This window comes from Vibrio caribbeanicus ATCC BAA-2122, assembly GCF_000165125.1.
Classification (GTDB): domain Bacteria; phylum Pseudomonadota; class Gammaproteobacteria; order Enterobacterales; family Vibrionaceae; genus Vibrio; species Vibrio caribbeanicus.
In genome coordinates this window covers 90,124-115,147 of the sequence record NZ_AEIU01000083.1, presented here as the reverse complement: position 1 = coordinate 115,147, position 25,024 = coordinate 90,124, and the positions used below count along the sequence as shown (strand labels likewise).

Annotated in this window: 29 protein-coding genes; 11 read left to right on the top strand and 18 right to left on the bottom strand. The window is 41.5% G+C overall.

Annotated elements, in window-relative coordinates:
• Nucleotides 1–53 precede the first annotated feature (53 nt).
• From pdhR to xerD, 4 genes are all read right to left on the bottom strand, one after another.
• On the bottom strand, nt 54–824 hold the full coding sequence (gene pdhR, locus RH40_RS13525) for a pyruvate dehydrogenase complex transcriptional repressor PdhR (RefSeq protein WP_009602124.1): 771 nt from the start codon (nt 822–824) through the stop codon (nt 54–56).
• A gap of 355 nt (nt 825–1,179) precedes the next feature.
• A complete protein-coding gene (gene recJ / locus RH40_RS13520) occupies nt 1,180–2,916 on the bottom strand; it encodes a single-stranded-DNA-specific exonuclease RecJ (RefSeq protein WP_009602123.1) in 1,737 nt (578 codons plus the stop codon).
• 18 nt (nt 2,917–2,934) lie between these two features.
• A complete protein-coding gene (locus RH40_RS13515; RefSeq protein WP_009602122.1) occupies nt 2,935–3,675 on the bottom strand; it encodes a thioredoxin fold domain-containing protein in 741 nt (246 codons plus the stop codon).
• Between the two features lie 40 nt (nt 3,676–3,715).
• Nucleotides 3,716–4,624: a site-specific tyrosine recombinase XerD gene (gene xerD, locus RH40_RS13510; RefSeq protein WP_009602121.1), complete on the bottom strand. Its 909-nt coding sequence runs from the start codon at nt 4,622–4,624 to the stop codon at nt 3,716–3,718.
• A gap of 152 nt (nt 4,625–4,776) precedes the next feature.
• Here xerD and fldB point away from each other — a divergent pair, with 152 nt between their 5' ends.
• The gene (fldB, locus tag RH40_RS13505; RefSeq protein WP_009602120.1) at nt 4,777–5,298 is read left to right on the top strand and encodes a flavodoxin FldB; all 522 of its coding nucleotides are present in this window, start codon (nt 4,777–4,779) and stop codon (nt 5,296–5,298) included.
• A gap of 20 nt (nt 5,299–5,318) precedes the next feature.
• Here the strand turns inward: fldB and ampD are convergent, their stop codons facing one another.
• The gene (gene ampD, locus RH40_RS13500) at nt 5,319–5,867 is read right to left on the bottom strand and encodes a 1,6-anhydro-N-acetylmuramyl-L-alanine amidase AmpD (RefSeq protein ID WP_039954728.1); all 549 of its coding nucleotides are present in this window, start codon (nt 5,865–5,867) and stop codon (nt 5,319–5,321) included.
• A gap of 132 nt (nt 5,868–5,999) precedes the next feature.
• On the opposite strand from ampD, the gene nadC reads away from it, so the two are divergent.
• The 8 genes from nadC (at nt 6,000) to yacG (ending at nt 13,027) form a co-directional block, all read left to right on the top strand.
• The gene (gene nadC, locus RH40_RS13495) at nt 6,000–6,890 is read left to right on the top strand and encodes a carboxylating nicotinate-nucleotide diphosphorylase (protein WP_009602118.1); all 891 of its coding nucleotides are present in this window, start codon (nt 6,000–6,002) and stop codon (nt 6,888–6,890) included.
• A gap of 237 nt (nt 6,891–7,127) precedes the next feature.
• Complete coding sequence (locus RH40_RS21190) at nt 7,128–7,553, top strand: pilin (RefSeq protein WP_009602117.1); 426 nt, start codon at nt 7,128–7,130, stop codon at nt 7,551–7,553.
• Nucleotides 7,554–7,559: 6 nt separating this feature from the next.
• Nucleotides 7,560–9,251 (top strand): GspE/PulE family protein, encoded by a 1,692-nt coding sequence (locus tag RH40_RS13485; RefSeq protein ID WP_009602116.1) that lies wholly within the window; start codon nt 7,560–7,562, stop codon nt 9,249–9,251.
• 18 nt (nt 9,252–9,269) lie between these two features.
• Nucleotides 9,270–10,487: a type II secretion system F family protein gene (locus RH40_RS13480; protein ID WP_009602115.1), complete on the top strand. Its 1,218-nt coding sequence runs from the start codon at nt 9,270–9,272 to the stop codon at nt 10,485–10,487.
• Between the two features lie 31 nt (nt 10,488–10,518).
• On the top strand, nt 10,519–11,388 hold the full coding sequence (locus RH40_RS13475; RefSeq protein WP_009602114.1) for a prepilin peptidase: 870 nt from the start codon (nt 10,519–10,521) through the stop codon (nt 11,386–11,388).
• Complete coding sequence (gene coaE, locus RH40_RS13470) at nt 11,389–12,003, top strand: dephospho-CoA kinase (protein ID WP_009602113.1); 615 nt, start codon at nt 11,389–11,391, stop codon at nt 12,001–12,003. It abuts the gene before it with no gap.
• Between the two features lie 28 nt (nt 12,004–12,031).
• Nucleotides 12,032–12,772, top strand: coding sequence for a cell division protein ZapD (gene zapD, locus RH40_RS13465; RefSeq protein WP_009602112.1), 741 nt, complete (start codon nt 12,032–12,034; stop codon nt 12,770–12,772).
• Between the two features lie 60 nt (nt 12,773–12,832).
• The gene (yacG, locus tag RH40_RS13460) at nt 12,833–13,027 is read left to right on the top strand and encodes a DNA gyrase inhibitor YacG (RefSeq protein WP_009602111.1); all 195 of its coding nucleotides are present in this window, start codon (nt 12,833–12,835) and stop codon (nt 13,025–13,027) included.
• 59 nt (nt 13,028–13,086) lie between these two features.
• On the opposite strand, the gene rplS is transcribed toward yacG, so the two are convergent.
• The 5 genes from rplS to ffh form a co-directional block, all read right to left on the bottom strand.
• Entirely contained in the window at nt 13,087–13,440 is a 354-nt protein-coding gene (rplS, locus tag RH40_RS13455; protein ID WP_009602110.1) for a 50S ribosomal protein L19, read from the bottom strand.
• A 40-nt stretch (nt 13,441–13,480) separates the two neighbouring features.
• Entirely contained in the window at nt 13,481–14,224 is a 744-nt protein-coding gene (gene trmD / locus RH40_RS13450) for a tRNA (guanosine(37)-N1)-methyltransferase TrmD (protein ID WP_009602109.1), read from the bottom strand.
• A gap of 25 nt (nt 14,225–14,249) precedes the next feature.
• Entirely contained in the window at nt 14,250–14,798 is a 549-nt protein-coding gene (rimM, locus tag RH40_RS13445) for a ribosome maturation factor RimM (protein WP_009602107.1), read from the bottom strand.
• Between the two features lie 23 nt (nt 14,799–14,821).
• Entirely contained in the window at nt 14,822–15,070 is a 249-nt protein-coding gene (rpsP, locus tag RH40_RS13440; RefSeq protein WP_005438039.1) for a 30S ribosomal protein S16, read from the bottom strand.
• Nucleotides 15,071–15,269: 199 nt separating this feature from the next.
• On the bottom strand, nt 15,270–16,649 hold the full coding sequence (ffh, locus tag RH40_RS13435; RefSeq protein ID WP_009602100.1) for a signal recognition particle protein: 1,380 nt from the start codon (nt 16,647–16,649) through the stop codon (nt 15,270–15,272).
• Nucleotides 16,650–16,858: 209 nt separating this feature from the next.
• Here ffh and RH40_RS13430 point away from each other — a divergent pair, with 209 nt between their 5' ends.
• Together RH40_RS13430 and RH40_RS13425 are read left to right on the top strand one after the other, a co-directional pair.
• On the top strand, nt 16,859–17,653 hold the full coding sequence (locus RH40_RS13430; RefSeq protein ID WP_009602099.1) for a cytochrome C assembly family protein: 795 nt from the start codon (nt 16,859–16,861) through the stop codon (nt 17,651–17,653).
• A gap of 122 nt (nt 17,654–17,775) precedes the next feature.
• The gene (locus tag RH40_RS13425; protein ID WP_009602098.1) at nt 17,776–19,047 is read left to right on the top strand and encodes an HlyC/CorC family transporter; all 1,272 of its coding nucleotides are present in this window, start codon (nt 17,776–17,778) and stop codon (nt 19,045–19,047) included.
• A 41-nt stretch (nt 19,048–19,088) separates the two neighbouring features.
• Here RH40_RS13425 and rpoS read toward each other — a convergent pair whose 3' ends face one another.
• The 8 genes from rpoS to ftsB form a co-directional block, all read right to left on the bottom strand.
• Nucleotides 19,089–20,066 carry an RNA polymerase sigma factor RpoS gene (rpoS, locus tag RH40_RS13420; RefSeq protein ID WP_009602097.1) on the bottom strand — a complete coding sequence of 326 codons (978 nt, stop codon included), beginning with the start codon at nt 20,064–20,066 and terminating at the stop codon, nt 19,089–19,091.
• A 70-nt stretch (nt 20,067–20,136) separates the two neighbouring features.
• Complete coding sequence (gene nlpD, locus RH40_RS13415) at nt 20,137–21,051, bottom strand: murein hydrolase activator NlpD (protein ID WP_009602096.1); 915 nt, start codon at nt 21,049–21,051, stop codon at nt 20,137–20,139.
• Nucleotides 21,051–21,677: a protein-L-isoaspartate(D-aspartate) O-methyltransferase gene (locus RH40_RS13410; protein WP_009602094.1), complete on the bottom strand. Its 627-nt coding sequence runs from the start codon at nt 21,675–21,677 to the stop codon at nt 21,051–21,053. Before RH40_RS13410 ends, nlpD begins: the two co-directional genes overlap by 1 nt.
• Before the next feature lie 2 nt (nt 21,678–21,679).
• Nucleotides 21,680–22,432 (bottom strand): 5'/3'-nucleotidase SurE, encoded by a 753-nt coding sequence (gene surE, locus RH40_RS13405; RefSeq protein WP_009602093.1) that lies wholly within the window; start codon nt 22,430–22,432, stop codon nt 21,680–21,682.
• Nucleotides 22,429–23,475: a tRNA pseudouridine(13) synthase TruD gene (gene truD, locus RH40_RS13400; RefSeq protein ID WP_009602092.1), complete on the bottom strand. Its 1,047-nt coding sequence runs from the start codon at nt 23,473–23,475 to the stop codon at nt 22,429–22,431. Before truD ends, surE begins: the two co-directional genes overlap by 4 nt.
• 49 nt (nt 23,476–23,524) lie before the next feature.
• Nucleotides 23,525–24,001, bottom strand: coding sequence for a 2-C-methyl-D-erythritol 2,4-cyclodiphosphate synthase (ispF, locus tag RH40_RS13395; protein WP_009602091.1), 477 nt, complete (start codon nt 23,999–24,001; stop codon nt 23,525–23,527).
• A gap of 3 nt (nt 24,002–24,004) precedes the next feature.
• Complete coding sequence (gene ispD, locus RH40_RS13390; RefSeq protein ID WP_009602090.1) at nt 24,005–24,712, bottom strand: 2-C-methyl-D-erythritol 4-phosphate cytidylyltransferase; 708 nt, start codon at nt 24,710–24,712, stop codon at nt 24,005–24,007.
• Nucleotides 24,713–24,991 (bottom strand): cell division protein FtsB, encoded by a 279-nt coding sequence (gene ftsB, locus RH40_RS13385; protein WP_009602089.1) that lies wholly within the window; start codon nt 24,989–24,991, stop codon nt 24,713–24,715. It lies immediately after the preceding gene.
• Between the last annotated feature and the right edge of the window lie 33 nt (nt 24,992–25,024).

Below are 25,024 nucleotides of genomic sequence, written 5' to 3'. Positions count from 1 at the left end.
ATCTATCCTTCTATTGGTTGGATCTACTTATTTTAAAGTAATGACGTCGTCATTTATTCCGAGTCACTACCCTGTTGAATTCGGCGTAAAGAACGCTCTCGACGAGATTCTTCACGAGTCAAATCCAACAATGTTTCTTCGATATAGGCTAAATGTGAATGAGACATCTCACGTGCTTTTTCAGGTTGACCTGAAACAATCGCATCCACGATATTAGCTCTGTGTTTACTTACTTTCTCCACAACTTCGTCGCGGCGATGTAAGAGCTTTAAATTCTGTAAGACATTTTGCTCAAGTAATGGCGCAAGGCTTCGCACAATATGGAGTAATACAACATTGTGCGCAGCCTCTGTGAGCGCAACGAGGAACTGCATTACTGATGCAGCTTCAGCCTCTACATTTTTTTTGGTTTGTTCTCGACTAATATTTGCCAAACAAGCCTCAATGCGAGCAAAATCCTCTTTGGTACCACGAACTGCTGCAAAGTACGCTGCTATACCTTCCATCGCATGACGCGTTTCAAGTAAATCAAGCTGCGTTTCAGAATGACTAGACAACAAATTGAGGAGAGGATCAGAAAAACTCGTCCAAATATTTTCACTAACAAAGGTTCCTCCCCCCTGACGACGATTGAGAAGTTTTTTCGCTTCTAAACGCTGAATCGCTTCCCTGACCGAAGGGCGAGATACATCAAATTGCTTTGCTAACTCACGCTCTGGAGGCAGTTGCTGACCAGGAGACAATGTTCCCTCCACAATCAACCTTTCCAATTCTTGTTCAATCACATCAGAGAGTTTTGGCTGACGAATCCTTTGATAAGCCATAATTGTCATTCTTCTTCTTACAGTCAATTGGTATTACCAATTTTAGATTGACCAGAAAACTAACACAAATCAAACACAAGTGCCAGACAAAAATCGTGTCAAAGTATAGAACAGAACTTGTATCGAGTATTGAAGTTACATCATTAACTAAAACAACAACCAAATTGGTCAGACCAATTTATTTACTCAAAAAAGCTCCATTTTTTACATATGGTTATGGGCCTTATACCCAAAGTAATGAACTTGTCGCTGAACACGGAGGTAAGTTTAGTACGAATAAAAAACAACGCAGCAGAAGGTACGGAGTGGAGCCCGAAATTACGGGCTCCTAATCGTTGGCGGCTTTTAGGAGAGCTTAATGAGCTTCAATATGATCAATCAATAGTTGAAGGGATTGATTACCTCTAAACTCATTAATATCCAATTTATAAGCTAATCGTACCGTCTTCGTCGATGCATCTGGCCAACGGCGTAAATCGATATTAAATGCGATACCGTCCAGCATTAAATTGGTTGGTTGGCCTCGAAACAAAGGCTCAAGCATTAATTTTAAGTGTTTTTCTCCGACTAGCTTTTGATGCAGTACTTTAAATTCACCATCAAAAATAGGTTCTGGAAAAGCTTGCCCCCAAGGGCCACCCGATCTTAGAGCCTCTGCTGTATGGAGTGAAAAGTCTTCAGGAATTAACTCTCCATCAGACAAAATAACACCTTTTAATGCTGCCTCATCCAAATCTTGTTTAACCGCTTGATCAAACAACGAAGAAAAGCACTCAAAGTCCTTTTCAGCAATACTAAGACCTGCAGCCATAGCGTGCCCACCAAATTTTAAAATAAGGCCAGGGTTTTGTTTATCGATACGATCAAGAGCATCTCGCATATGTAACCCTGGAATAGAACGACATGAACCTTTTATCGTTCCCCCTCCACCATCGGCAAAAGCAATCACGGGACGGTGAAACTTTTCTTTAATCCGAGAAGCCAAAATACCAATGACCCCCTGATGCCAGTCTCTTTGAAACAGCACCAGTCCATATGGCATATCCTTGTCACCGAATTGAAGACGCTCACAAAATGCCATTGCCTCTTGCTTCATTCCTTCTTCAATTTCTTTGCGGGACTGGTTTAAACCATCCAGTTCACTAGCCATTCGTCGTGCAGCATGGATATTATTGCTCATCAAAAGTTCAACACCGAATGACATATCATCGAGTCGACCAGCTGCATTTATTCTCGGTCCAAGAGCAAATCCAAAATCAGAGGCAATAAGTCGCTTAGCATCACGTTTAGAGACTTCTATTAAGGCTTGAATACCTGGTCTCGCTTTTCCCGCACGAATACGCTGCAGCCCCTGATGCACAAGGATTCGGTTATTCTTATCTAAGGGCACAACATCAGCTACCGTACCCAGTGCAACCAAGTCAACCAATTCCATTAACTTGGGCTCTGACATACTTTGTCTAGAAAACCAGCCGACGTTACGCATGTGTACACAGAGAGCCATCATCAAGTAAAACGCAACACCAACTCCCGCCAATGCTTTGGATGGAAACTGACACTGCTGGAGGTTTGGGTTTACCATAGCATCAGCCATCGGTAGCTCATGGCCTGGTAAGTGATGATCAGTCACGATAACTTCGATGCCGCATTGCTTGGCGTATTTAACACCTTCGATTGAAGAAACCCCGTTATCAACCGTCATTATCATTTGTGCACCGAGCTCCATCGCCTGTTCAACGACTTCTGGACTTAACCCGTAACCATCTTCAAAGCGATTTGGAACTAGGTAATCGACATTGTCAGAACCTAGCATACGAAGAGCAAGCACCGACAGTGCCGAGCTTGTCGCACCATCTGCGTCGAAATCACCAACGACGATAATTCTTTTCTTGGTTTCAATAGCCGCAAATAACATCTTCACCGCAGTATCGATGCCAAACAGCTCTTGATATGAGTGCAAAGCACGTACTGTCGTGTTTAATTGCTGTTCACTTAACACGCCTCGAGAGCTATATATTCGCCTGAGTAGTGGATGAAGAGACTCGGGTAGCGAGCTCTCTTCCTGTATTTCTCTACGTTGAATTTCAATCATGAGTGTTTAAAACATAATCTATTGAGTCTGTTGCAAACGCTTGATTAATTGATCTGGCGGTAAATAGCCACCTACCATCTCACCAGTGGGTAGGAAAATGGCGGGAGTACCATTAATTCCTAATTCGCGTCCAAGCTGATAATGTTCTTTGATGACCTTTTGGAATTTGCTTAAATCTTGTGTTTTTTCTGGGAATTTACGCTCAACCTTACCTTCGTGCATCGCAGATTGAGGATCTTTTGCTCCCCAGATAGCGGCCATTTGATCGGCCACAGAGCCGCTTCCACCTTGACGAGGGTAAGCCATGTAACGAACCGTAATGCCTAGATCATTGTAGGCTGGTATTTGATTGTGTAGACGCACACAATAGCCGCAAGTAATATCGGTAAATACCGTCACTACATATTTTTCTTTCTTTGCTTTAAACTCAATCATACTATCTTTAAATGATTCAATTTTCTTCGCATTGATAGGAGCTTGGCGTTTAGCCATCACGTCTTCATACTTACCATTTTCGTCTACTTTATAAAGCGTTCCTGCAATGAAATACTCTCCTGATGGCGAAGCCAATAAAACGCCACCAGTAGTATGAACTTCCAATAGTCCTTTTACATCCGACTGTTTTATATCTTTGATTTCTAGACCAAGTTTAGCAAAGCGCTTCTCTAATTTTTCTTTATCAAAATCGTTAGCCATGACTGTAGTCGTTGCTAACACAAACGGTAGTGTTAATAATGTTATTCGGCGTAAGACGCTCATTGAGTTCACCTTAGAGTTATGTAATTGCATACCCAAGAAACTAGGCTCTTGGATGATGTTCACTATGTAATTGTTTTAACCTTTCTGTCGCAACGTGAGTATAAATTTGTGTCGTGGACAAATCACTATGACCTAATAGCATTTGAACCACCCTCAAATCAGCACCATGGTTAAGCAAATGAGTAGCAAATGCATGGCGTAAAACATGCGGCGACAGCAATTCAGAATCAATTCCAGCCAGCATTGCATAATATTTAATCCGATGCCAAAAAGTTTGCCTTGTCATTTGCTTTGCTCTTTTGCTAGGAAAAACAACATCCGACGTTTTTTCTCCTAACAACTCAGACCGACCTTGGTGCAAAAAAGTTTCAATCCATTCAATGGCATCCTCACCCATTGGAACCAATCGCTCTTTTCCACCTTTACCGGTTACCCGTACAACACCCTGTCTCAGGCTCATATTTTCCATCGTCAAGCTGACGAGTTCAGTGACACGTAAACCTGTCGCGTATAGAAGCTCCAACATCGCCTTATCACGTAATTCAATCGGATTATTTGCGTCAGGGGCAGAGAGTAAAGCATCAACCTGCTGCTCGGAGAGATCTTTCGGTAAACGCTTCGGTAACTTAGGGCTAACCAATAGTGCGCTAGGGTCATCGCTTCTCAGTCTTTCACGATGCATGTACTGAAACAAACGCCGCAAAGCAGACAACATTCTAGCGCGAGATGTCTGTTTATAACCTTCATCTACAAGCCATGATTGAAAGTCCTGCAAACCTGAAATACTGATAAAGTTAAGTCGATAATTATTTTCGAACATCCATTTTAAAAGTTTAAATAGATCATTACGATATGAGGACAACGTATTTTCAGATAACCCCCTCTCCATCCACATGGCATCTAAAAATTGTTCAACAACGGGTTGATCTGGCAATATTTGCTGGGACAAAATGAACTCCGGACTATCAATATGGGCATCAATGTAAATCCCTAATGCTCAGAAAGCCACAAAAATCCGCCCCGAGTAACAATATTCGCTGCAAACCTCGCCCTTTTGAGGTTAAAATTCCCCAATCCTTATTGATAAAGACAAACAGCATTATGAAAATTGGTCTCTTTTATGGCTCAACAACCTGCTATACCGAAATGGCGGCAGAAAAAATACGTTCTATTTTGGGTGAAGATCTTGTCGATATTTATAATGTAAAAGACTCCCCTCTCTCTCTAATGACAGATTATGACCTACTGATACTTGGTATTTCAACGTGGGACTTTGGAGAAATTCAAGAAGATTGGAATGAACTTTGGGATCAAATAGGATCAACAGTTTTGACAGGGAAGACCGTTGCCCTCTTTGGGCTAGGAGATCAAGAAGGTTACGGAGAGTGGTATCTGGATGCCATGGGAATGCTCCATGATGAACTTAAAAAAACCGGTACACATTTTGTCGGCTATTGGCCTAATGATGAAAGTTACCAATTTGATGCTTCCAAAGCGCTCACTGCAGACAAAACACATTTTGTCGGATTAGCCCTCGATGAAGACTCTCAATACGAAATGAGTGACGCCAGAATTGCTAATTGGGTCGAACAAATATTAATCGAATACCAAGAAAGCTTGTAGGGCATGATTATATCTGGCAACTAAGTACCAGTTAACTCACTCCGAAAACGAGGCCAGTCGAAAGACAGGCCAGGATCCGTTTTCCGTAATGGTGCAATATATTGATGCCCTGTGATTCGAAATGGCGTTATCTCAGGGTAACGAATCATGATCGAACGGGAAAGAGAGATTAATGATCGGTACTGCTCTTCTGTATAAGCCGTGGCATCATCCCCCTCTAATTCTATACCAATAGAATAATCGTTACACTTTTCACGTTTAGCAAAACAAGATTCACCAGCGTGCCATGCTCGGTCGTAAAATGAAACAAATTGAACTATGTCTCCACCACGTTTTATCAAGCAGTGTGCCGAAACCTTCAACTTATGAATAGATTTAAAGAAAGGATGCTCTTTTGGATTTAGTTTTCCCATAAACAACTGTTCAATATAAGGCCCTCCATACTCTCTTGGGGGTAAACTGATGTTATGAATAACAAGCAAAGAGATATCTTTTTTACTCGCTCTTTTATCAAAAAAAGGCGAAGGCACATGCTTTGCGTCTTTATACCAACCATTTTCATCAATCATAGTGCGTTTCATTGTTTGAGTTATATGCTTTGATTTTATCTTTTTGATGACGAAAAGCGAGATTAATGGCTGAATTTCCATTAGAGTCATCGTATCATTGGCTCAATTGATCAAACTGCCAGTGAAGCCGCAATGAAAGACACACACAACAGCCAAGAGCGCCTAAATTACTTAACCAAACAATTACCACAGGATATCACTCGTTCAGTTGAAGAGACATTAAAAGAAGATCTTGGTGGCACACTTGATCCTAATGCAGATATCACTGCTAGTCTCATTGCCGAAGATAAACAAAGTACAGCAAAAATCATAACCCGAGAGCAAGGAGTGTTTTGTGGCCAGGCATGGGCTGATGAAGTGTTCAAACAACTTGGGGGACAGGTGACCATCACTTGGTTTGTCAAAGATGGTGATAAGGTCTCCCCTAACCAGGAATTATGTGAGTTGAACGGCCCTTCAAGAGCTCTACTAACTGGTGAAAGAAATGCAATGAACTTTATTCAAACCCTATCAGGTTGTGCAACAACAGTGGCCGAATATGCCAAATTGATAGAAGGAACGGATTGCAAACTTCTAGACACAAGAAAAACTATTCCTGGCCTACGTAATGCACTCAAATACGCAGTAGCATGTGGTGGAGGCTTCAATCATCGTATCGGTGTTTTCGATGCTTTTCTTATCAAAGAAAATCACATTATTGCTAATGGGGGCATTACCCAAACCATAAAAACAGCAAAAACCTTACATCCCGGCAAACCTGTTGAAGTTGAAACCGAGAGCTTGCAGGAATTAGAAGAAGCAATCAATGCCGGAGCTGATATTATCATGTTGGATAATTTTACTACTGACATGATGACAGAAGCCGTCAAGATAAACGCTGGCAGGGCTGCTCTTGAAAACTCGGGCAACATCACCTCAGAAACTATCAGGCAATACGCAGAAACTGGTATTGATTATATTTCTGTCGGCGCATTAACTAAGAATTTACGAGCCATGGATCTTTCGATGCGATTTGACGACTAATTTTCAAAAATTCCAGTTAATAGAGTTCATGTCCCTCGATGACATCAAGATACTTAGGTACATGAACTCTATTACTGTCTATTTATCGCAGCGCTTCACTCGCTGTAATATTTCATCAATACAATAAAGTATTATTTTCATAAGTATAAGTCGATTTTTACACACCTCTGAATTCCTTACACAATCCAATAAAAATACCCTGTAAGCTCATCATAATAGACTTACCGAGGCTTGATTATGCGAATGGCATCAGCAGACTATTACAAAGGATTTACCTTAATAGAACTGATGATTGTTATTACAATTATTGGTGTTTTAACTTCCATAGCCTTGCCACAATATCATCAGTACATAGAGAAGGCTCAGATATCCTCAGCAATGACTTCACTTGCTACACATAAGATGAATATTGAAGCTTACTTAATTTCTGAGGGACAGTTTCCCTATTCAGGCTCTCAACTCAACTTGCCATACTCAAGCCTCGGTACCCTAACTTATCAAAATACGCCTGAGAGCTACGGCTCTCTCGTCTTTACGTTTAACTCATCAAAAGTAAGCGCACGCTTGATCAATAAAGAAATTACTTTCACTCGACTCATTAACGGGAACTGGGAGTGTATCAGCGACCTAGATTCATTTATTAACACATATGAGTGTGATTGAGACGTCATGCGTAACCCACTATTGACTAAATTAAAGCAGGCACAAATTTTGACCGTGCAGCAGACAGAGCAACTTGAAGATCATCTCAAACAACATCAAGAGTCGCTCATTGATGCGATTACAGCACTAGAATTACTAACATCGGAGTGCTTAGCCTCCCACATTGCTAAAATTTATGGTCTTCCTTGTGTCAATATCCACAATTTTAACTGTTCCAGCGTGTATGATGTTGATAATTTAACAACTCTCATCATAAGGCACTCCGCATTACCTATAAAAACGTCAAAACAAAAAATATGTTTAGCAATCAGCGATCCATCCAATTCAGAGATAGAAAAAGAATTTCGTTTTACCAGCGGCAAAGATATTGAATTAGTCATTGCAAGCCATGAGCAGATCAGTACCGTAATCGATGAGCTCTATGTGGGGCAAATAAAGTCAAGAGCCATAACACAACCACCAGAATTCATTTTACATGACCTATCATTAACCCAAGAGCAAAAAGAAGGCCCACTAACCCCCTACCTAAGGTCCGACAACACAAACACACCATTGAATCAATATATCCAAAATCTAATTACTTGTGCTCTAAAGAAAGGTGCTTCTGATATTCATGTTGAACCTTATAAGCATCGGTATCGCGTGAGGATTCGTTGTGACGGAGTACTTATTGAAACTGATCAACTCACTCGGCAATTCTGTAACAGACTTACATCTCGACTAAAAATTCTCGCCAAACTTGATATCGCAGAACGTAGGCTTCCACAAGATGGAAAAATTCAGTTTCAGTTGGAACCCAGTGAGACTGTCAACATACGTATATCAACGTTACCCACAATGTGTGGAGAAAAAGTGGTGCTGAGAATATTTCCAACCCAAGCAAAAGAATCCAGCGTCCAAATTTTAGGGCTTAATGCCGAACAAGAAAAACTGTTCAAACAAGCTTTGGGTAAAACACAAGGTCTCATCCTCGTTACCGGCCCTACGGGAAGTGGAAAGACAACAACCCTTTATGCAGGCCTGAACCAAATCAATACAAACTCTCTAAATATATCAACAATCGAAGAGCCCGTTGAAATCAATATTCCAGGAATCAACCAAGTATCGGTTAGTCCTCAGATAGGAATGAGTTTCTCACATTCTCTCAGAGCCCTATTAAGACAAGACCCCGACGTCATGATGATAGGTGAAGTTCGGGACGAAGAAACAGCCACACTCGTTGCTCAAGCTTCACAGACTGGTCACTTGGTGTTATCAACATTACACACAAACTCGGCCTTAGAATCAATACAGAGGCTTCAGTCTCTGGGAGTTAAACCTTTCGATATCGCTTATTCAATCAGCTTAATCATTGCACAAAGGTTAGTGAGAAAACTCTGTCATCACTGCAAAGTCATAAAAGACGATGTCACTGAGCTACCACGAGAAAGCACATTGGAAGGCAATACGACTCTTTATACAGCCAGTGATTCAGGTTGTCAGAATTGCCACCTTGGATATTCGGGGCGCACCGCCATCTACGAATTCATTTATATTAATCAAGCAATGCGCGATGCGATTATTCAAAACGCCTCACTAAGCGAGTTAGAACTGTGCGTGAGAAACAGTAGGATGCCATCACTGAAAGAATCTGCACTAGCAAAATTACGATGTGGTCAAACAAGTTATAGCGAGCTAACTCGATTATTCGATTTTTGAGCGGAGGATAGTGCAACAATGTCAGAATCAAAGCAGTGTGTATTTTTTTGGCAAGGCCTTGATAAAAAAGCTCATAAGGTGAAAGGCTTTATGCTTTCACCATCCAAAGTGAGCGTAAAATTTACACTGAAACAAAAGTCTATCCAAATCATAAGAATTGAAAGGAAAGATCGCAGCCTATTTTGGCACTTATTCCACAGAGAAAAACGAGCTGATATCACCCTTCTTACCCGACAAATCGGAACATTATTGAGAGCTGGGCTGCCTATCCTTGACGTTTTAAAAATGATCGAAAAGAGTCAAAAAAAATACGGAATGAAAGCCATTTTATCCAAAATTATCGAGAATTTAGAGAATGGCAACCCTTTATCATCATCATTAAAACTATCGAGTAAACATTTCGATAAAGTAGACATTGAATTAGTTCTATGCGGAGAAATGGTTGGAGACTTAGCCACTATTTTTGAGCGTATTTATCACTACCGTATCACGTTCAAAAAAAATACTGAAAAAGTCTTTAACGCGCTTATTTATCCAATCTCCGTGTTGTTCGCATCTGCGCTTGTCATTCAAACTTTAACTAGCCATGTACTACCTCAGTTTAAAAGCATGCTCAATGGTTTCAGCGCTCCTATGCCACGATTAACTCAGCAGGTAATATCTATCACAGAAGCACTCAATTCTTATCTATTGCCCCTATTTATTTTCACCTTTTTTACCATTGGATTAGGATACCTGCTCAGTACACAATCAACCTCTTTTAGATTCAGAATTAGTCGACTTTTACTTTGCCTTCCTCTTATCGGTGACCTTATCAGAAAATCATCGATAGCGAGGTTTAGCCGCACTTTCTCTCTCACTCTTCAGGCTGATATATCCATTATAAATTGTCTAACTATCTCGGCATCAACGACCAATAATTACTATTACAAAGGGATAATCAAAGCGATGACGACGGATATAACAGCTGGAACGCCGATCTATATCGCGATTCGAAAAACCAAAGCCTTTCCAATAATCGTTGAGCAAATGGCAATGATCGGCGAACAAACGGGCAAACTGGATGAAGTCTTTTCAAACATTACCGAGATTTATGAACAAGAAGTCAGTGATACAGTTTTATCGATGGAAAAAGTTCTCGAGCCGGCCATCATTCTAATCTTGGGAGGAATAGTTGCACTTATCGTGATATCTATGTATCTACCGATCTTTAACTTGATGACAGTATTAGGATAAGATAAGCCAAAGCTCTCTTTACTACGAAAATATGGCAATCTTCGAACAATATCTGTGGCTATTCCCACTGGGCAGTGCACTTTTTGGTCTGATTATAGGCAGTTTCCTAAATGTGGTTATTCATCGCCTTCCTATTATGATGGAGAGGCAATGGCGTTTGGACTGTGCTGACACTTTTCCCGAAAGTGGTTTAGCAAAACCAGAAGGAGAGTTTAATCTTAGCCAGCCTTGCTCTCATTGCACACAATGCAAAAAAAGTATCAAGATAATAGATAATATCCCCATCGTAAGCTGGTTATTGCTCAAAGGACGCTGCAGAAGTTGCCTAGCTTCAATCAGTTGGCGTTACCCATTTGTAGAACTCATTACCGCATTATTGAGCTTATTTACAGCTATCCAATTTGGGCCAAATCTCTACTGCTTTGCGGCACTCATTTTTTTATATGCCCTTATTACTCTGCTGTTTATTGACCTAGATACAATGCTCCTTCCCGATCAAATCACACTGCCTCTTATGTGGTTGGGCATTGCCTTATCATTGATGGAAATAAGTCCCACTTCTTTGCAAGACTCAGTCCTAGGCGCAATCTTTGGCTACCTCTCATTATGGTCTGTATATTGGATGTTTAAACTCGCTACTGGGAAAGAAGGAATGGGGTATGGTGATTTCAAGCTACTTGCTGCCTTAGGTGCTTGGTTGGGGTGGCAATACCTACCTATGATTATCCTCTGCTCCTCTATAGTGGGGGTATTTATGGCTATTATACAACTTGCTTTAAAAGGAAAAGCCTTAAATCAGGCTTTTCCATTCGGTCCCTATTTAGCTATTTCTGGTTGGATAGCATTTACATGGGGAGACGAAATTCTGAATTGGTACATAGCGCAATTTTGGGGGCTTTAGATGGCTTTAGTCGTTGGATTAACAGGTGGTATTGCAAGTGGTAAAACGACCATAAGTAACCTCTTTCAATCTGAATATAATATTGATGTTGTTGATGCAGATATCATTGCAAGACAAGTAGTCGAAACAGGAAGTGAGGGGTTAAAAGCGATTATTGAGCACTTTGGTGAAGAGATACTCTCCCCCAATAAGGCACTAGACCGCGTAAAGCTCAGAGCATTAATTTTTCAGTACCCTGAAAAAAAACTGTGGTTAGACAATTTGATGCACCCTTTGATACGCTCTGAGATGCAACGACAAATAGCACAAGTCAAATCTGAATATGCCTTGTTGGTTATTCCATTAATGGCTGAAAATAATCTTCAATCATTGGTCGATAAAGTGATAGTGGTTGATGTTGACGAAGAAATACAAATCGAAAGGACTTTACTGCGAGACAAAGTAAGCACAGAACAGGTAAAAGCAATCATTAAGTCACAGGCAAATAGGCAAGAAAGACTGGCAATTGCAGACTATGTGATTAAAAATAATACTAGAAACCATAAGATTTTGCCTCAAATCGCAGAATTACACCAAATATTTATGGAAATATGCAAAAAAGATCGGCAAAAATGAATAGAAAATAAACCAGAGCTGCTTATAAATGAACGCGCATTACTTTGAACATCCACTGAATGAAAAAACACGTATCTACCTGCGTGTCGAAGCGTTACTGACTCAACTCGATACTGCCGCTCACTTTGATGATGATATGAAGTATTTAATATTTTATCGTTCATTATTTGATCTGGTTGAAATATTTGAACAAATACAACTTAAGAGTGAACTAGCAAAAGACATAGAAAAACAGCGCCTGACCTATCGTTCTTGGCTGGATGTCGAAGGTGTTGATCAAGACATGTTAAATGAAGTCCTCGATGAAATCGATATGGCTCATAGTGACTTAATGACGGCAGAAAGGTTTGGTCAAAGTCTCAAAGATGACCGATTTTTGAGTACAATTAGGCAGCGCTTTAATCTTCCCGGTGGCTGCTGTTGTTTCGACCTACCCGCACTGCATCACTGGCTACATTTACCTTTGGCACAAAAACAGAATGATGCGAAAAATTGGCTCACGAGCTTACAGCCTTTAGTTCATTCGTTAAAACTTTGGCTAAGGTTAACTAGAGAAACCGGAGCTTTTCATGCTGTTTGGGCAAAGTCTGGCTTTTATCAAAGTGACGCTGATGAAGCCAATATACTTCGCCTTAATTTACCCTTGGGTGCCGGAGTCTACCCTATGATCTCAGGCCACAAGAATCGCTTTGCCATCAAATTTATTGAGTTTGAGTCAGGACAAGCATCGTGCAGTGAATTCGAATTTGAACTAGCCATCTGTAGCTAGTTGGCAACGTTTTAAACAGGTATAATAGGGTAATACTCTATTAAATCAGTTGAGACTAAAATGTCAAAAATGACACTCGTACCGTGCCCTCAATGTAATAAGGATGTAATTTGGGGCGAGCAGAGCCCTTATAGACCTTTTTGTAGCAAACAATGCCAAATGATAGATTTTGGAGATTGGGCTGATGAAGAGCACAGCATAGCTGGCGCTCCCGATATGTCTGATGGAGACGCTTGGTCAGAACATCAAAATTAAATCGCTATAAAAAAACGGAGCCCTTGGGCTCCGTTTCTATGAGAACGCTAGATATAGCATCACTTCTTAGCAAGTTTCTCTTTGATACGAGCTGACTTACCAGAACGCTCACGTAGGTAGTACAACTTGGCACGACGTACTGCACCACGGCGTTTAACTTCAATGCTATCAACCATTGGAGAGTGAGTTTGGAACGTACGCTCTACACCTTCACCGTTTGAAATCTTACGTACAGTGAATGCAGAGTGTAAACCACGGTTACGGATACCGATTACAACGCCTTCAAAAGCCTGTAAACGCTCACGTTCGCCTTCCTTAACCTTAACTTGAACAACAACTGTGTCACCAGGTGCAAAGTTAGGTAGATCTTTTTTCATTTGCTCTTCTTCAAGAGCCTTGATGATGTTACTCATTTTACTATTCCTAGAATAAACTGATACTAAATTTAATAGGTTACTGGGCGTTATGTTCTTTTATGAACTCTGCCAGTAATTGTTCCTGTTCGTCAGTCAGAGCTAGGTTTTCCAGGAGCTCTGGTCTTCTAAGCCAGGTTCGGCCCAGCGATTGTTTTAATCGCCAAAGACGAATGTGCCTGTGGTTGCCAGATTTAAGTACAGAAGGAACTTCTTTACCGTCTAACACCTCAGGTCGCGTATAGTGCGGACAATCCAACAAGCCATTGGCAAAAGAGTCTTCTTCTGCTGACGAGAAATCACCAAGTACTCCCGGAATGAACCGTGATACTGAGTCGATTAATGTCATGGCTGGTATCTCTCCACCCGTCATTACAAAGTCTCCAATTGACCATTCTTCGTCAACTTCAGACTCAATAATACGCTCATCTACACCTTCGTATCGACCACAAATAAGAAGTATATTCTCGTTCGTGGCTAACTCTTCCACCCCTTGCTGATCGAGCTTACGACCCTGAGGGGAGAGGTAGATAACCTTCGTCTTTCCTGGTGATGATTTCTTGGCTGCATGAATAGCATCGCGCAAAGGCTGAACCATCATGAGCATACCAGGACCACCACCATAAGGTCTGTCATCAACAGTACGATGTTTATCGTAAGTGAAATCTCTAGGATTCCAAGTGTTAACCGACAAAAGACCTTTTTTAACCGCCTGACCTGTTACTCCATAATCAGTAACGCTGCGGAACATCTCAGGAAAGAGGCTAATAATGCCAACCCACATTGTTCAAACGCTCCGTTACTTGGAGTTAAAATCCAGGATCCCAGTCAACTTCGATCCGTTGAGCCGTGCGATCAATATTTTTGATCACTTGCTCTTCAAGAAACGGAATTAATCGTTCCTTTTGTCCAAAAGCATCTTTTAGATTTGCTTTTATGACCAAAACATCATTGGAGCCTGTCTCGAGCATATCTGAAACAACGCCTAAGTCATAACCACCTTCGGTGACTACGCTCATTCCAATTAATTCACGCCAGTAGAACTGATCTTCTGGCAATTTTGGTAATACAGCAGGGTCAATGCATATTTCAAAGTTGGTCATTAGTTGTGCCTCTTCACGCACCTCTAATCCCTCGAGTTTCACTACCATACTTTTGTTATGACGTTTCCAACTCTCAACTTTATATTCAACCCACGAGCCATTCTGGTTTACAAACCAAGGGCTGTAATCAAAAATACTTTCAGTATTGTCTGTGTAGGAAAAAACTTTGAGCCAACCACGAATGCCATAAGAAGCTCCAAACTTACCTACGACTATCTTATCGTTAACCATTGTTTCTTTACCTTTCATCGACATAAGCTAATTTCTTTTCTTAAAAATTAAGCCGCTTTTTGAGCGTCTTTAACTAGCTTAGCAACGCGGTCAGAAAGAGACGCGCCTTGGCCAACCCAGTGATTAACGCGGTCTAGATCAAGGCGTAGACCTTCTTCTTGACCTTTAGCAGTTGGATTGAAGAAACCAACTTTTTCGATGAAACGGCCAGTTGCTGCATTGCGGCTGTCCGCTACTACGATTTGATAAAATGGACGCTTTTTCGCGCCGTGACGTGCCAAACGAATGGTTACCATGTCGTCCTCTTTGCTTTCTCAAAAATAAAATTAACCCCAAAAACCGTCTAAAACAAAACAGCCTGGGGCTCGTGCCAAAATAAAGCTCCGGAATTTTACTCTTATTCCCGAGCAATGCAAGGTATTTAGCTAATTATTCACCACTTGAGGGAATATGGGGTTAATATGAATAAGCTAACACCTTGAATTACACTGTGACTTAACGTCCGAATGGGTTGAAGCCTCCTCCCATGCCTCCCCCCATCATGCCTTGCATGTTTCGCATCATTCCTTTCATGCCACCTTTTTGCATCTTCTTCATCATTTTTTGCATCTGAGTGAACTGTTTAAGAAGACGGTTAACATCTTGAACCTGGGTGCCTGAACCTGCAGCAATACGTTTTTTACGAGAGCCTTTGATTAACTCTGGACGCTGACGTTCTTTCATTGTCATGGAATTTATAATCGCTTCCATTTGTTTGAAAAGTTTGTCATCAACTTTATCTTTAACATTGTCGGGCAGGTTACTCATACCGGGCAATTTGTCCATCATTCCCATCATACCGCCCATATTTTGCATCTGACCAAGCTGCTCTCTAAAATCTTCAAGGTCAAACCCTTTCTTTTCTTTAAATTTCTTCGCCAGCTTTTCCGCTTTTTCAGTATCAACATTGCGTTGCAGATCTTCAATGAGTGAAAGCATATCACCCATACCCAGAATACGTGATGCTACGCGCTCTGGATGGAAAGGTTCAAGCGCATCGGTTTTTTCACCAACGCCCAAAAACTTGATAGGCTTCCCTGTTATGTGCCTCACCGATAATGCAGCACCACCCCGAGCGTCACCATCAACTTTAGTGAGGATGACCCCAGTTAAAGGCAGTGCGTCACCAAATGCCTTTGCTGTGTTTGCAGCATCTTGACCTGTCATTGCATCAACAACAAACAATGTTTCTACAGGATTGATAGCAGTATGTAGCTCTTGAATTTCTGCCATCATTTGCTCATCAATCGCTAATCGACCAGCGGTATCAACTAAGAGAACGTCATAAAACTTCCGCTTTGCGTGATCAATCGCTGCATTCGCGATATCAATTGGCTTCTGCTCCGCCGTTGAAGGAAAAAAGTCCACTCCTACATCCGCAGCAAGTGTTTCAAGCTGTTTGATTGCTGCAGGCCTGTATACATCGGCAGATACCACCAAAACTTTTTTCTTTTCTCTTTCACTGAGTAATTTAGACAGTTTACCCACAGAGGTAGTTTTACCCGCCCCCTGTAAGCCAGCCATTAAAATAACTGCTGGAGGTTGAGCCGCTAAGTTCAATACCTCGTTGGTGTCTCCCATGACAGATTCAAGTTCTGATTGAACTATCTTGATAAACTCTTGACCAGGAGTAAGTGACTTTGAAACCTCGACTCCAACAGCTTTCTCTTTGATACGCTTGATGAAATCTCTTACAACAGGGAGTGCAACATCAGCTTCTAAGAGCGCCATACGCACTTCGCGAAGCGTCTCTTTAATATTTTCTTCGGTTAAGCGGCCTTTGCCACTAATATTTTTTAGCGTTTTGGATAGTCGATCCGTTAAATTCTCAAACATCTTAGTCTCTTTACCTAGACGGTTTGCAGGGAAACTCGCCCTTGCGAATTTGGCGAAAAATTACCACGAGTATACCTTAGCCGAACCTCGCTGGACACTATTTGGATTATTTTTACTCTCATAACTGACTTAAAGAAGCGATAAATCATGGCTCAAGCGGTTGATGCAGGTTATAATTTGTTAACTTTTTCACCAGCGTAAAGAGAAAAATGGACAACTTAATCGCCGTTGTTGCTGCTTTACTTTATTTAGTCGCGCTCGCCACTATAGTGCCTGGCCTGGTTCATCAAACGGGAATTCGCGTCAAGGCTGTATTCGCAAGTGCTGTACTTGCATTAGCATTTCATGCTTGGCTCCTAAGCGATCTTATTCTGGGAAACTCCGGACAGAATCTCAGTATTCTTAATGTTGCGTCGTTGGTGAGTTTTATCATATCTGTTGCCGTGAGTGGAGCTATGCTCCGAACTCGATTATGGTTTATCTTGCCAGTTGTCTATGGCTTTTCCGCCATAAACCTGCTTGCTGCTGCTTACTTGCCAAGCACATTCATTACACACCTTGAACAAGACCCCAAATTACTTGTCCATATATTGTTTGCTCTTTTTGCCTACTCAACGTTAACCATTGGTGCATTGTATGCGATCCAATTGGCTTTGCTAGACTACAAACTAAAAGCAAAGGTAGCCCTAGTCATTAACCCAAACCTTCCTCCTCTCATGATGGTTGAAAGGCAGCTTTTCAATATCATTCTGATTGGCAATATTTTACTCACTTGTACTTTACTCACTGGCTTCATTTTCGTGCAAGATATGTTTGCAGAGGGTAAAGCCCACAAAGGTATTTTATCATTTATTGCATGGGTGGTTTTTTCAATACTTTTATGGGGGCATTACCAAAAGGGATGGCGCGGACGCAAGGTAACATGGTTTACAGTAATAGGGGCATCTTTACTCACCTTAGCTTACTTTGGAAGCCGCTTCGTTCAAGAAATAATACTCAGATAATTGACTAAATGATGCATAAATTAAACCTTTCCCTTAAAATGGAGAGTTCGACACATTGTCATTGACTTAAAAACGCGATTGGTTCATAAATCAAGCAACACTTAACAAGGAAAAGATAAGCTTTGGATGACATATCAACGGGCATTTTGTTCGCTATACTTGCATGTCTTATAGTAATTTCAGGATATTTTTCTGGTTCAGAGACGGGCATGATGTCTCTCAATCGATATAGACTTAAACATTTAGCCAACTCAGGTCACAAAGGTGCCAAAAGAGTCGAGAGATTACTGAATCGTCCTGACCGTCTTATTGGCCTGATATTAATCGGGAACAACCTTGTCAACATACTTGCATCAGCTATTGCAACAATTATAGGAATGAGACTTTATGGTGATGTAGGAGTTGCCATCGCAACAGGTGCACTAACCTTAGTTATCCTTGTTTTTTCCGAGGTAACGCCTAAAACTCTCGCAGCACTCTATCCAGAGAAGGTCTCATACACCAGTAGCATTCTTTTGACCGTCTTAATGAAAGTTTTATCTCCACTTGTGGTGTTGGTTAACTTCATCACTAACGGTTTTATTAGACTATTGGGGATCAAGGCTGATCATACAGGAGAAGATCACCTTAGCTCAGAAGAGTTACGTACCGTCGTTAACGAGGCTGGAAGCTTAATTCCAATACGCCACCAGGAGATGCTTGTTTCTATTCTTGATTTAGAGCACGTGACCGTCAATGATATTATGATCCCGCGAAATGAGATTACAGGTATTGATATCAATGATGATTGGAAGTCAATCGTACGACAGTTAACTCATTCCCCCCACGGCAGAGTGGTGCTGTACCGCGATCAGATTGATGAGGTGGTAGGTATGCTGCGCTTACGCGAGTCCTATCGCTTAATGTTAGAAAAAAATGAGTTTACTAAAGAAACATTATTAAGAGCATCTGATGAAGTTTACTTTATTCCAGAAAGTACTCCGCTGAATGTTCAACTACTGAAGTTTCAAAGAAATAAGCAGCGAATTGGACTGGTCGTTGATGAATATGGAGATATCATTGGTTTAGTCACTCTCGAAGATATATTAGAAGAGATTGTTGGCGAATTCACAACGTCTATAACACCAAGTCTCTCTGATGAAATCACTCCACAAAATGACGGCAGTTATCTTATCGAAGGAAGTGCCAATATAAGGGATATCAACAAGAGCTTGAAATGGTCTTTGCCCACTGACGGTCCGAGAACACTTAATGGGCTCATCTTGGAACACCTAGAGGACATACCAGAGAGTCATCTGAGCGTGCAAGTTTCAGGACACCCAATGGAGATTGTAGAGCTTGAGGAAAACCGCATTAAATTGGTAAGAGTATTTCAAAAAATTGAATCAATATGATTTAAAAAAGCCTTGCGGTAAGCAAGGCTTTTTTCACTCTTCTACTCTTCAGCAACGCTGAAAAGACTCTCCATGTTCAGACCTTGTTTCACCAGAATTTCTCTCAGTCTACGAAGACCTTCAACTTGTATCTGACGAACACGTTCTCGAGTTAGATTAATTTCACGTCCAACTTCTTCTAAAGTAGATGGCTCATACCCAAGAAGGCCAAAGCGACGAGCAAGTACCTCTTTTTGTTTTGGGTTAAGCTCGTCTAACCAGTCGATAAGAGAACTTTTGATATCGTCATCTTGAGTCGAAACCTCAGGATCTGAATTATTGACATCAGGAATAATATCTAGAAGCGCTTTTTCGCCGTCTCCGCCAATTGGCGTATCAACAGAGCTGATACGTTCGTTCAAACGAAGCATTTTGCTGACATCATCCACAGGCTTGTCAAGTTGCAACGCAATCTCTTCAGCCGTAGGCTCATGATCAAGCTTTTGTGATAACTCTCTGGCGGTACGCAGATAGATGTTGAGCTCTTTCACTACATGAATGGGTAGCCGAATAGTGCGTGTTTGATTCATAAGCGCACGCTCTATGGTCTGTCTTATCCACCATGTCGCATAAGTTGAAAACCTAAATCCTCGTTCAGGATCAAACTTCTCTACGGCTCTTATAAGACCGAGGTTGCCTTCTTCGATTAAATCAAGAAGTGCTAAGCCACGATTGCTATAACGTCGAGAAATCTTAACGACTAATCTTAAGTTACTCTCAATCATACGCTTACGTGCCGCTTCATCGCCACGTAAAGCTCTGCGAGCATACAGAACTTCTTCTTCAGCAGTTAACAAGGGTGAAAAACCAATTTCACCAAGGTAAAGTTGTGTCGCATCAAGACTTTTAGTTGATGCATCAAACTCCTCTTTTGCTTCTTCGGCTTGTGTAGATTTGATATCGTCAGCTTGAAAACCATCCATTGTTTCGTCACTAACTTCAAACTCTTCGACTTTCGTTGCTGTATTGCTGATACTCATAACGCCTCCCCTTGGCGAGCTAGCAAGACATTACTACGTCTAATGTCGCTATTTTACCTAACAGTAAATTTTACGGTAAGTAGCGTTTTGGGTTCACTGACTTACCTTGATAGCGAATTTCAAAGTGCAATCGGACGCTGCTTGTTCCTGAGCTGCCCATTGTTGCAATTTTTTGACCTGCTTTAACACTTTGTCCTTCGTGTACTAGCAACCGATCATTGTGTGCATAAGCACTGAGGTAATTATCGTTATGTTTAATTATTACAAGGTTACCGTACCCGCGCAGCGCATTGCCTGAATATACGACGGTACCTCTCGCTGTTGATAATATCGATTGACCCCTCTGCCCAGCAATGTCGATTCCTTTATTTCCTTGATCGCCGGCAGAAAAACTTTTAATCAACCTCCCTTTGGTTGGCCAAAGCCACTGCGAAATTTTATTGTTATCTTTTTTCGCATTGATGACTTCTTTGTTAACATTTTTTTTACTTACAGTTTGAACATACTCCTTTGGTTTCGATTGTTCAACCTTATTTTCTCGTTCTTTTTTCATACTTGCACTGGAATTCGATGCACTACTACTGCTGGCATTAGCAGAAGAGGTTGCTACCACTGCACTAGCTATTGGTGCAACCGTTGATACATTTGATGCTGCAACCGTAGCATTTTTAGACTGAAATCCGAGTACGGGGGGCTTATAGGCGGGCTGCCAAAGTTTAAGTTTTTGCCCAGGATAGATGGTATAAGAAGAGTCTAAATCATTGTAGGCGACCAATTCGCTTACATCCTTGTCTGTGACATAAGCGATAAAATACAGAGTGTCGCCTTTCTTGACTTCGTAGTAGCTACCTCGATAACTTCCTCTTGAAAGGCTGCCATAATCCTTATTTAAGCCACTAACTGGAGCCGGTGTATGTGTCGCACATCCCGAAAGAAACCCACTAATCACTAACAAAAATACGAATTGTGGCTTGCCTAATATCACTATGCTAAATCACCCGCAATTAAAGGTACAAAACGCACCATTTCTATCAACTCAGAAAGATATTCCTCACCATTTCGCGTAATTTTTAATAGCTTTTGTTCTTCAAAACCAACAGGAATGACCATTACTCCTCCATCAGCAAGTTGTGTAAGCAGAGCATCTGGAACACAGTCAGCGGCCGCAGTTACAATAATGGCATCAAAAGGAGCATGCACGCTCCAACCTTGCCATCCATCTCCATGCTTTGTCGATACGTTATAAATATCTAGGAGCTTGAGGCGCCTTTTAGCCTCCCATTGCAAAGCTTTTATCCGCTCTACCGAAAAAACATGATTCACCATCTGTGAAAGTATCGCGGTCTGATAACCTGAACCAGTACCGACCTCAAGAACCTTACTCTCTTTGCGCAAAGACAGACTTTCTGTCATTTTGGCAACAATATAGGGTTGAGAAATCGTTTGTCCCTGACCGATAGGAAGAGCATTATTATCGTAAGCTTGATGCTCCATTGCCTGAGAGACAAAATTTTCTCGTGGTATAGCTCTTATAATTTCAAGAACTTGTGGATCTTTAATACCACTAGCGACAAGAAAGTCGATAAGTCTGTCAGCATGTGGATTTGCCATCTCTACTCTTCCTTCAACCAATTATCCACACTGGTAAGTGATTCATGGGCAGTTAAATCTACTTGCAAAGGGGTAATAGAAACATACCCATGTTCAATGGCCCAAAAGTCCGTCCCCTCGCCAGCATCCTGCTCCTTACCTGGAGGGCCTAACCAATAAATTTCTTGCCCTCTTGGATCAGTTTGTTTGATCATAGCTTCCGAGTGATGTCTAGCGCCTAACCTCGTGACCCGCTCACCTTTAAGATGTTCAAAAGTAACATCTGGAATATTGATATTTAATAATCGATTGGTCGGTATGGGGTTAGCTATGTGCCTAAGTACAATATGCTTTGCAAATTTTGCTGCTGTAGAAAAACATCGCATACCAACAAGAGAAAAGGCTATCGACTGTACACCAAGGAAATGCCCTTCCATTGCTGCCGCTACCGTACCCGAATACAACACATCATCACCGAGGTTTGCACCATGGTTAATCCCTGTCAGTACTAAATCCGGTAAGTCATCCTTCATCAACTCATTGAGTGCAAAGTGAACGCAATCTGTTGGTGTTCCTTGAACTGAATAGATATTTGAAGCCACTTTATTGACTCTCAAAGGGTGCTCCAAAGTCAAAGAATTTGAGGCTCCCGAACGATTCCTATCAGGAGCAACAACCGTAATTTCTGCGATATCGCTGAGCTCTTGTCTTAGGGCATCGATGCCCTCAGCATAAACGCCATCATCGTTGCTTAGCAGTATTTTCAGCTTATTCATTTGTATGTACGCTCTACTTCAATTTCGTTAACCAATTCTCGAACAACAGACGTTGCAAAACTGCCCGACGTCAATGAAAACTGCAAAGTCACTGAATCTTTATCGGTAGACCATTGCATATCTTGCGGTATCAAAATGCAAGAGCGTCGATCATGTTGCATTCGATTGCCACGAATTAATGACATCAAATCAGTTTCAGCATCTAAAAAAGGCTGTTCAAGATTTAATGCGTCCGACTCTGTAGGCAGAGAATTATCACCAGCCATTGCCGCCGTTACTCTGCCAAATCCTCGAACAAGATCATGATTCACGATTTCTATATTTTCTTTGGTGACCAATACTAGCTCTTGGTTTCGCTCTACAATATCCCCCAACAAAGCAAGGTTGAGTATCTCCTTTTTTACCCTAGCAGAAACTATCGTATTAAATATCCATGACCGAGCTGCTGACAAATACAAGCTTCGCTTTTGTGCATTCCGAGTCCTCACATTTTCACGTCCCCAACGCCTAGCCTCTACGAGGTTATTACCCCCGTGACCAAAACGCTGATTGCCAAAATAATTAGGTACTCCACCCCGTGAAACCTTTTCCAAACGTTGCAACACATCTTCAACGTTTGTTACTTCCGAAATAACAATCTTAAATTCATTGCCATCCAAATCACCTGGGCGAATCTTTTTATGGTGACGTGTTGTTTTGAGGATCTCAACCTGAGGATAACGGGTTAGAAATAAGCTAAAGTCGGGCGATTCACTTTTGGGCAGATAGATACTAAACCACTGTTCTGTCACAGCATGGCGATCTTTAAGGCCGGCCCAGCTCACATCTCTAGATTTTACTCCACAGGCTTTCGCTAACTCATTGGCGACAAAACTCGTATTCTCACCCATTTTTCGAATACGCAGCATCAAGTGTTCTCCATGTCCACTCGGCTCAAAGCTTAAATTCTCTGAAACACAAAAATCTTCATGCTTCATTTTTAGTTTACCTTGTGCTTTAGGCTTACCATTAAGATAAGCTAAAGACGACAAATGATCGGACATAATAACATTCCAAGTATCGACTGCATTTTTATGAGGTAGCATCAACGACTCATTGCTTTAAAACAACCACCACAGCTTCAGCCGCGATACCTTCCTTGCGACCCGTAAAACCAAGCTGCTCTGTTGTGGTCGCTTTAACATTGATGTTAGTCACATCCGTTTGTAAATCTGCGGCAATCACCCTACACATAGCATCGATATGTGGTGCCATTTTGGGAGCCTGGGCCATAATAGTAATATCAGCATTACCAATAACATGCCCCGATTGACGTACTCGGGAATAGACATCGCGTAATAACTCTCGGCTATCAGCACCTTTCCATTTATCATCAGTATCAGGAAAATGCCGCCCTATATCACCTGCAGCGATTGCACCAAGTAGCGCATCACACAGTGCATGCAAAGCAACATCACCATCAGAGTGAGCAAGTAATCCTTGCTCGTAGGGTACCTTTACACCGCCAATGATCACGGGACCACTCCCACCAAACTTGTGTACATCAAAACCGTGACCAATTCTAATCATGGGTTATCCTTTATCTCTACTTATATAGAAAGCAGCCAAAGCTAAATCTTCAGGCTGTGTTATCTTGATATTACTTGTCTGCCCTTTGACCAACTCGGGCTTTGTACCAGACCACTCCAAAGCAGAGGCTTCGTCCGTGATCGATACTCCAGAATCCAAAGCACCCGATAGTGCATTGAACAGTAATTTAACTTTAAACATTTGAGGCGTGAATGCATGCCACATGTCTCTACGATCAATAGTATGTTCTATCCGGCCTGATGTGTCACCACGCTTCATCGTATCTGTAACCGGAGAGGCTAGAATTCCACCAATATGATTTTTAAAAGATGCATCTATTAGGGTGTCAACATCACTTAATTGAAAACATGGACGCGCAGCATCATGAACAAGTACCCACTCTGTACTGAAGTGATTGACAACATACCTCAACGCTGACATGACAGAGTCAGCACGCTCACCGCCTCCGACGACACGAATTACATCTGGGTTTCGTGCTAAATCTAGCTTAGGAAAATACTCATCGTTTTCACTAATAGCGATAATAACCTTGCCAATAAGTTTATGGCTAAGAAGCTTGTTCACTGTGTGCTCTAAAACTGTAATACCGTGAATTTTTAAGTATTGCTTGGGGCGGTCTGAGCGCATTCGCGAACCAACCCCAGCGGCAGGAACAACCGCTATAAGTTGCGGCTGTTGATTTGAAAGCATCTAATTATCCTCACCGACTATGCGATAGAAGGTTTCTCCTTCCTTGATCATACCAAGTTCATTTCTTGCGCGCTCTTCGATCGCATCAAGCCCTTGGCGTAAATCATCAATCTCAGCAAACATTTCATTGTTTCTTGATTTTAGGTTCGAATTAGCTAGATTTTGAACCTCAATATCTGCATCAACAGCCCAAAAATCTTGAATCCCATTCTTACCAGCCCACAATTCAAATTGGAGCCAAGCTAGTATTATCAATAAACCAAAAACGAAAAGTCTCATAACACCAATCAACAAAAAATAGAAAAATCCGGG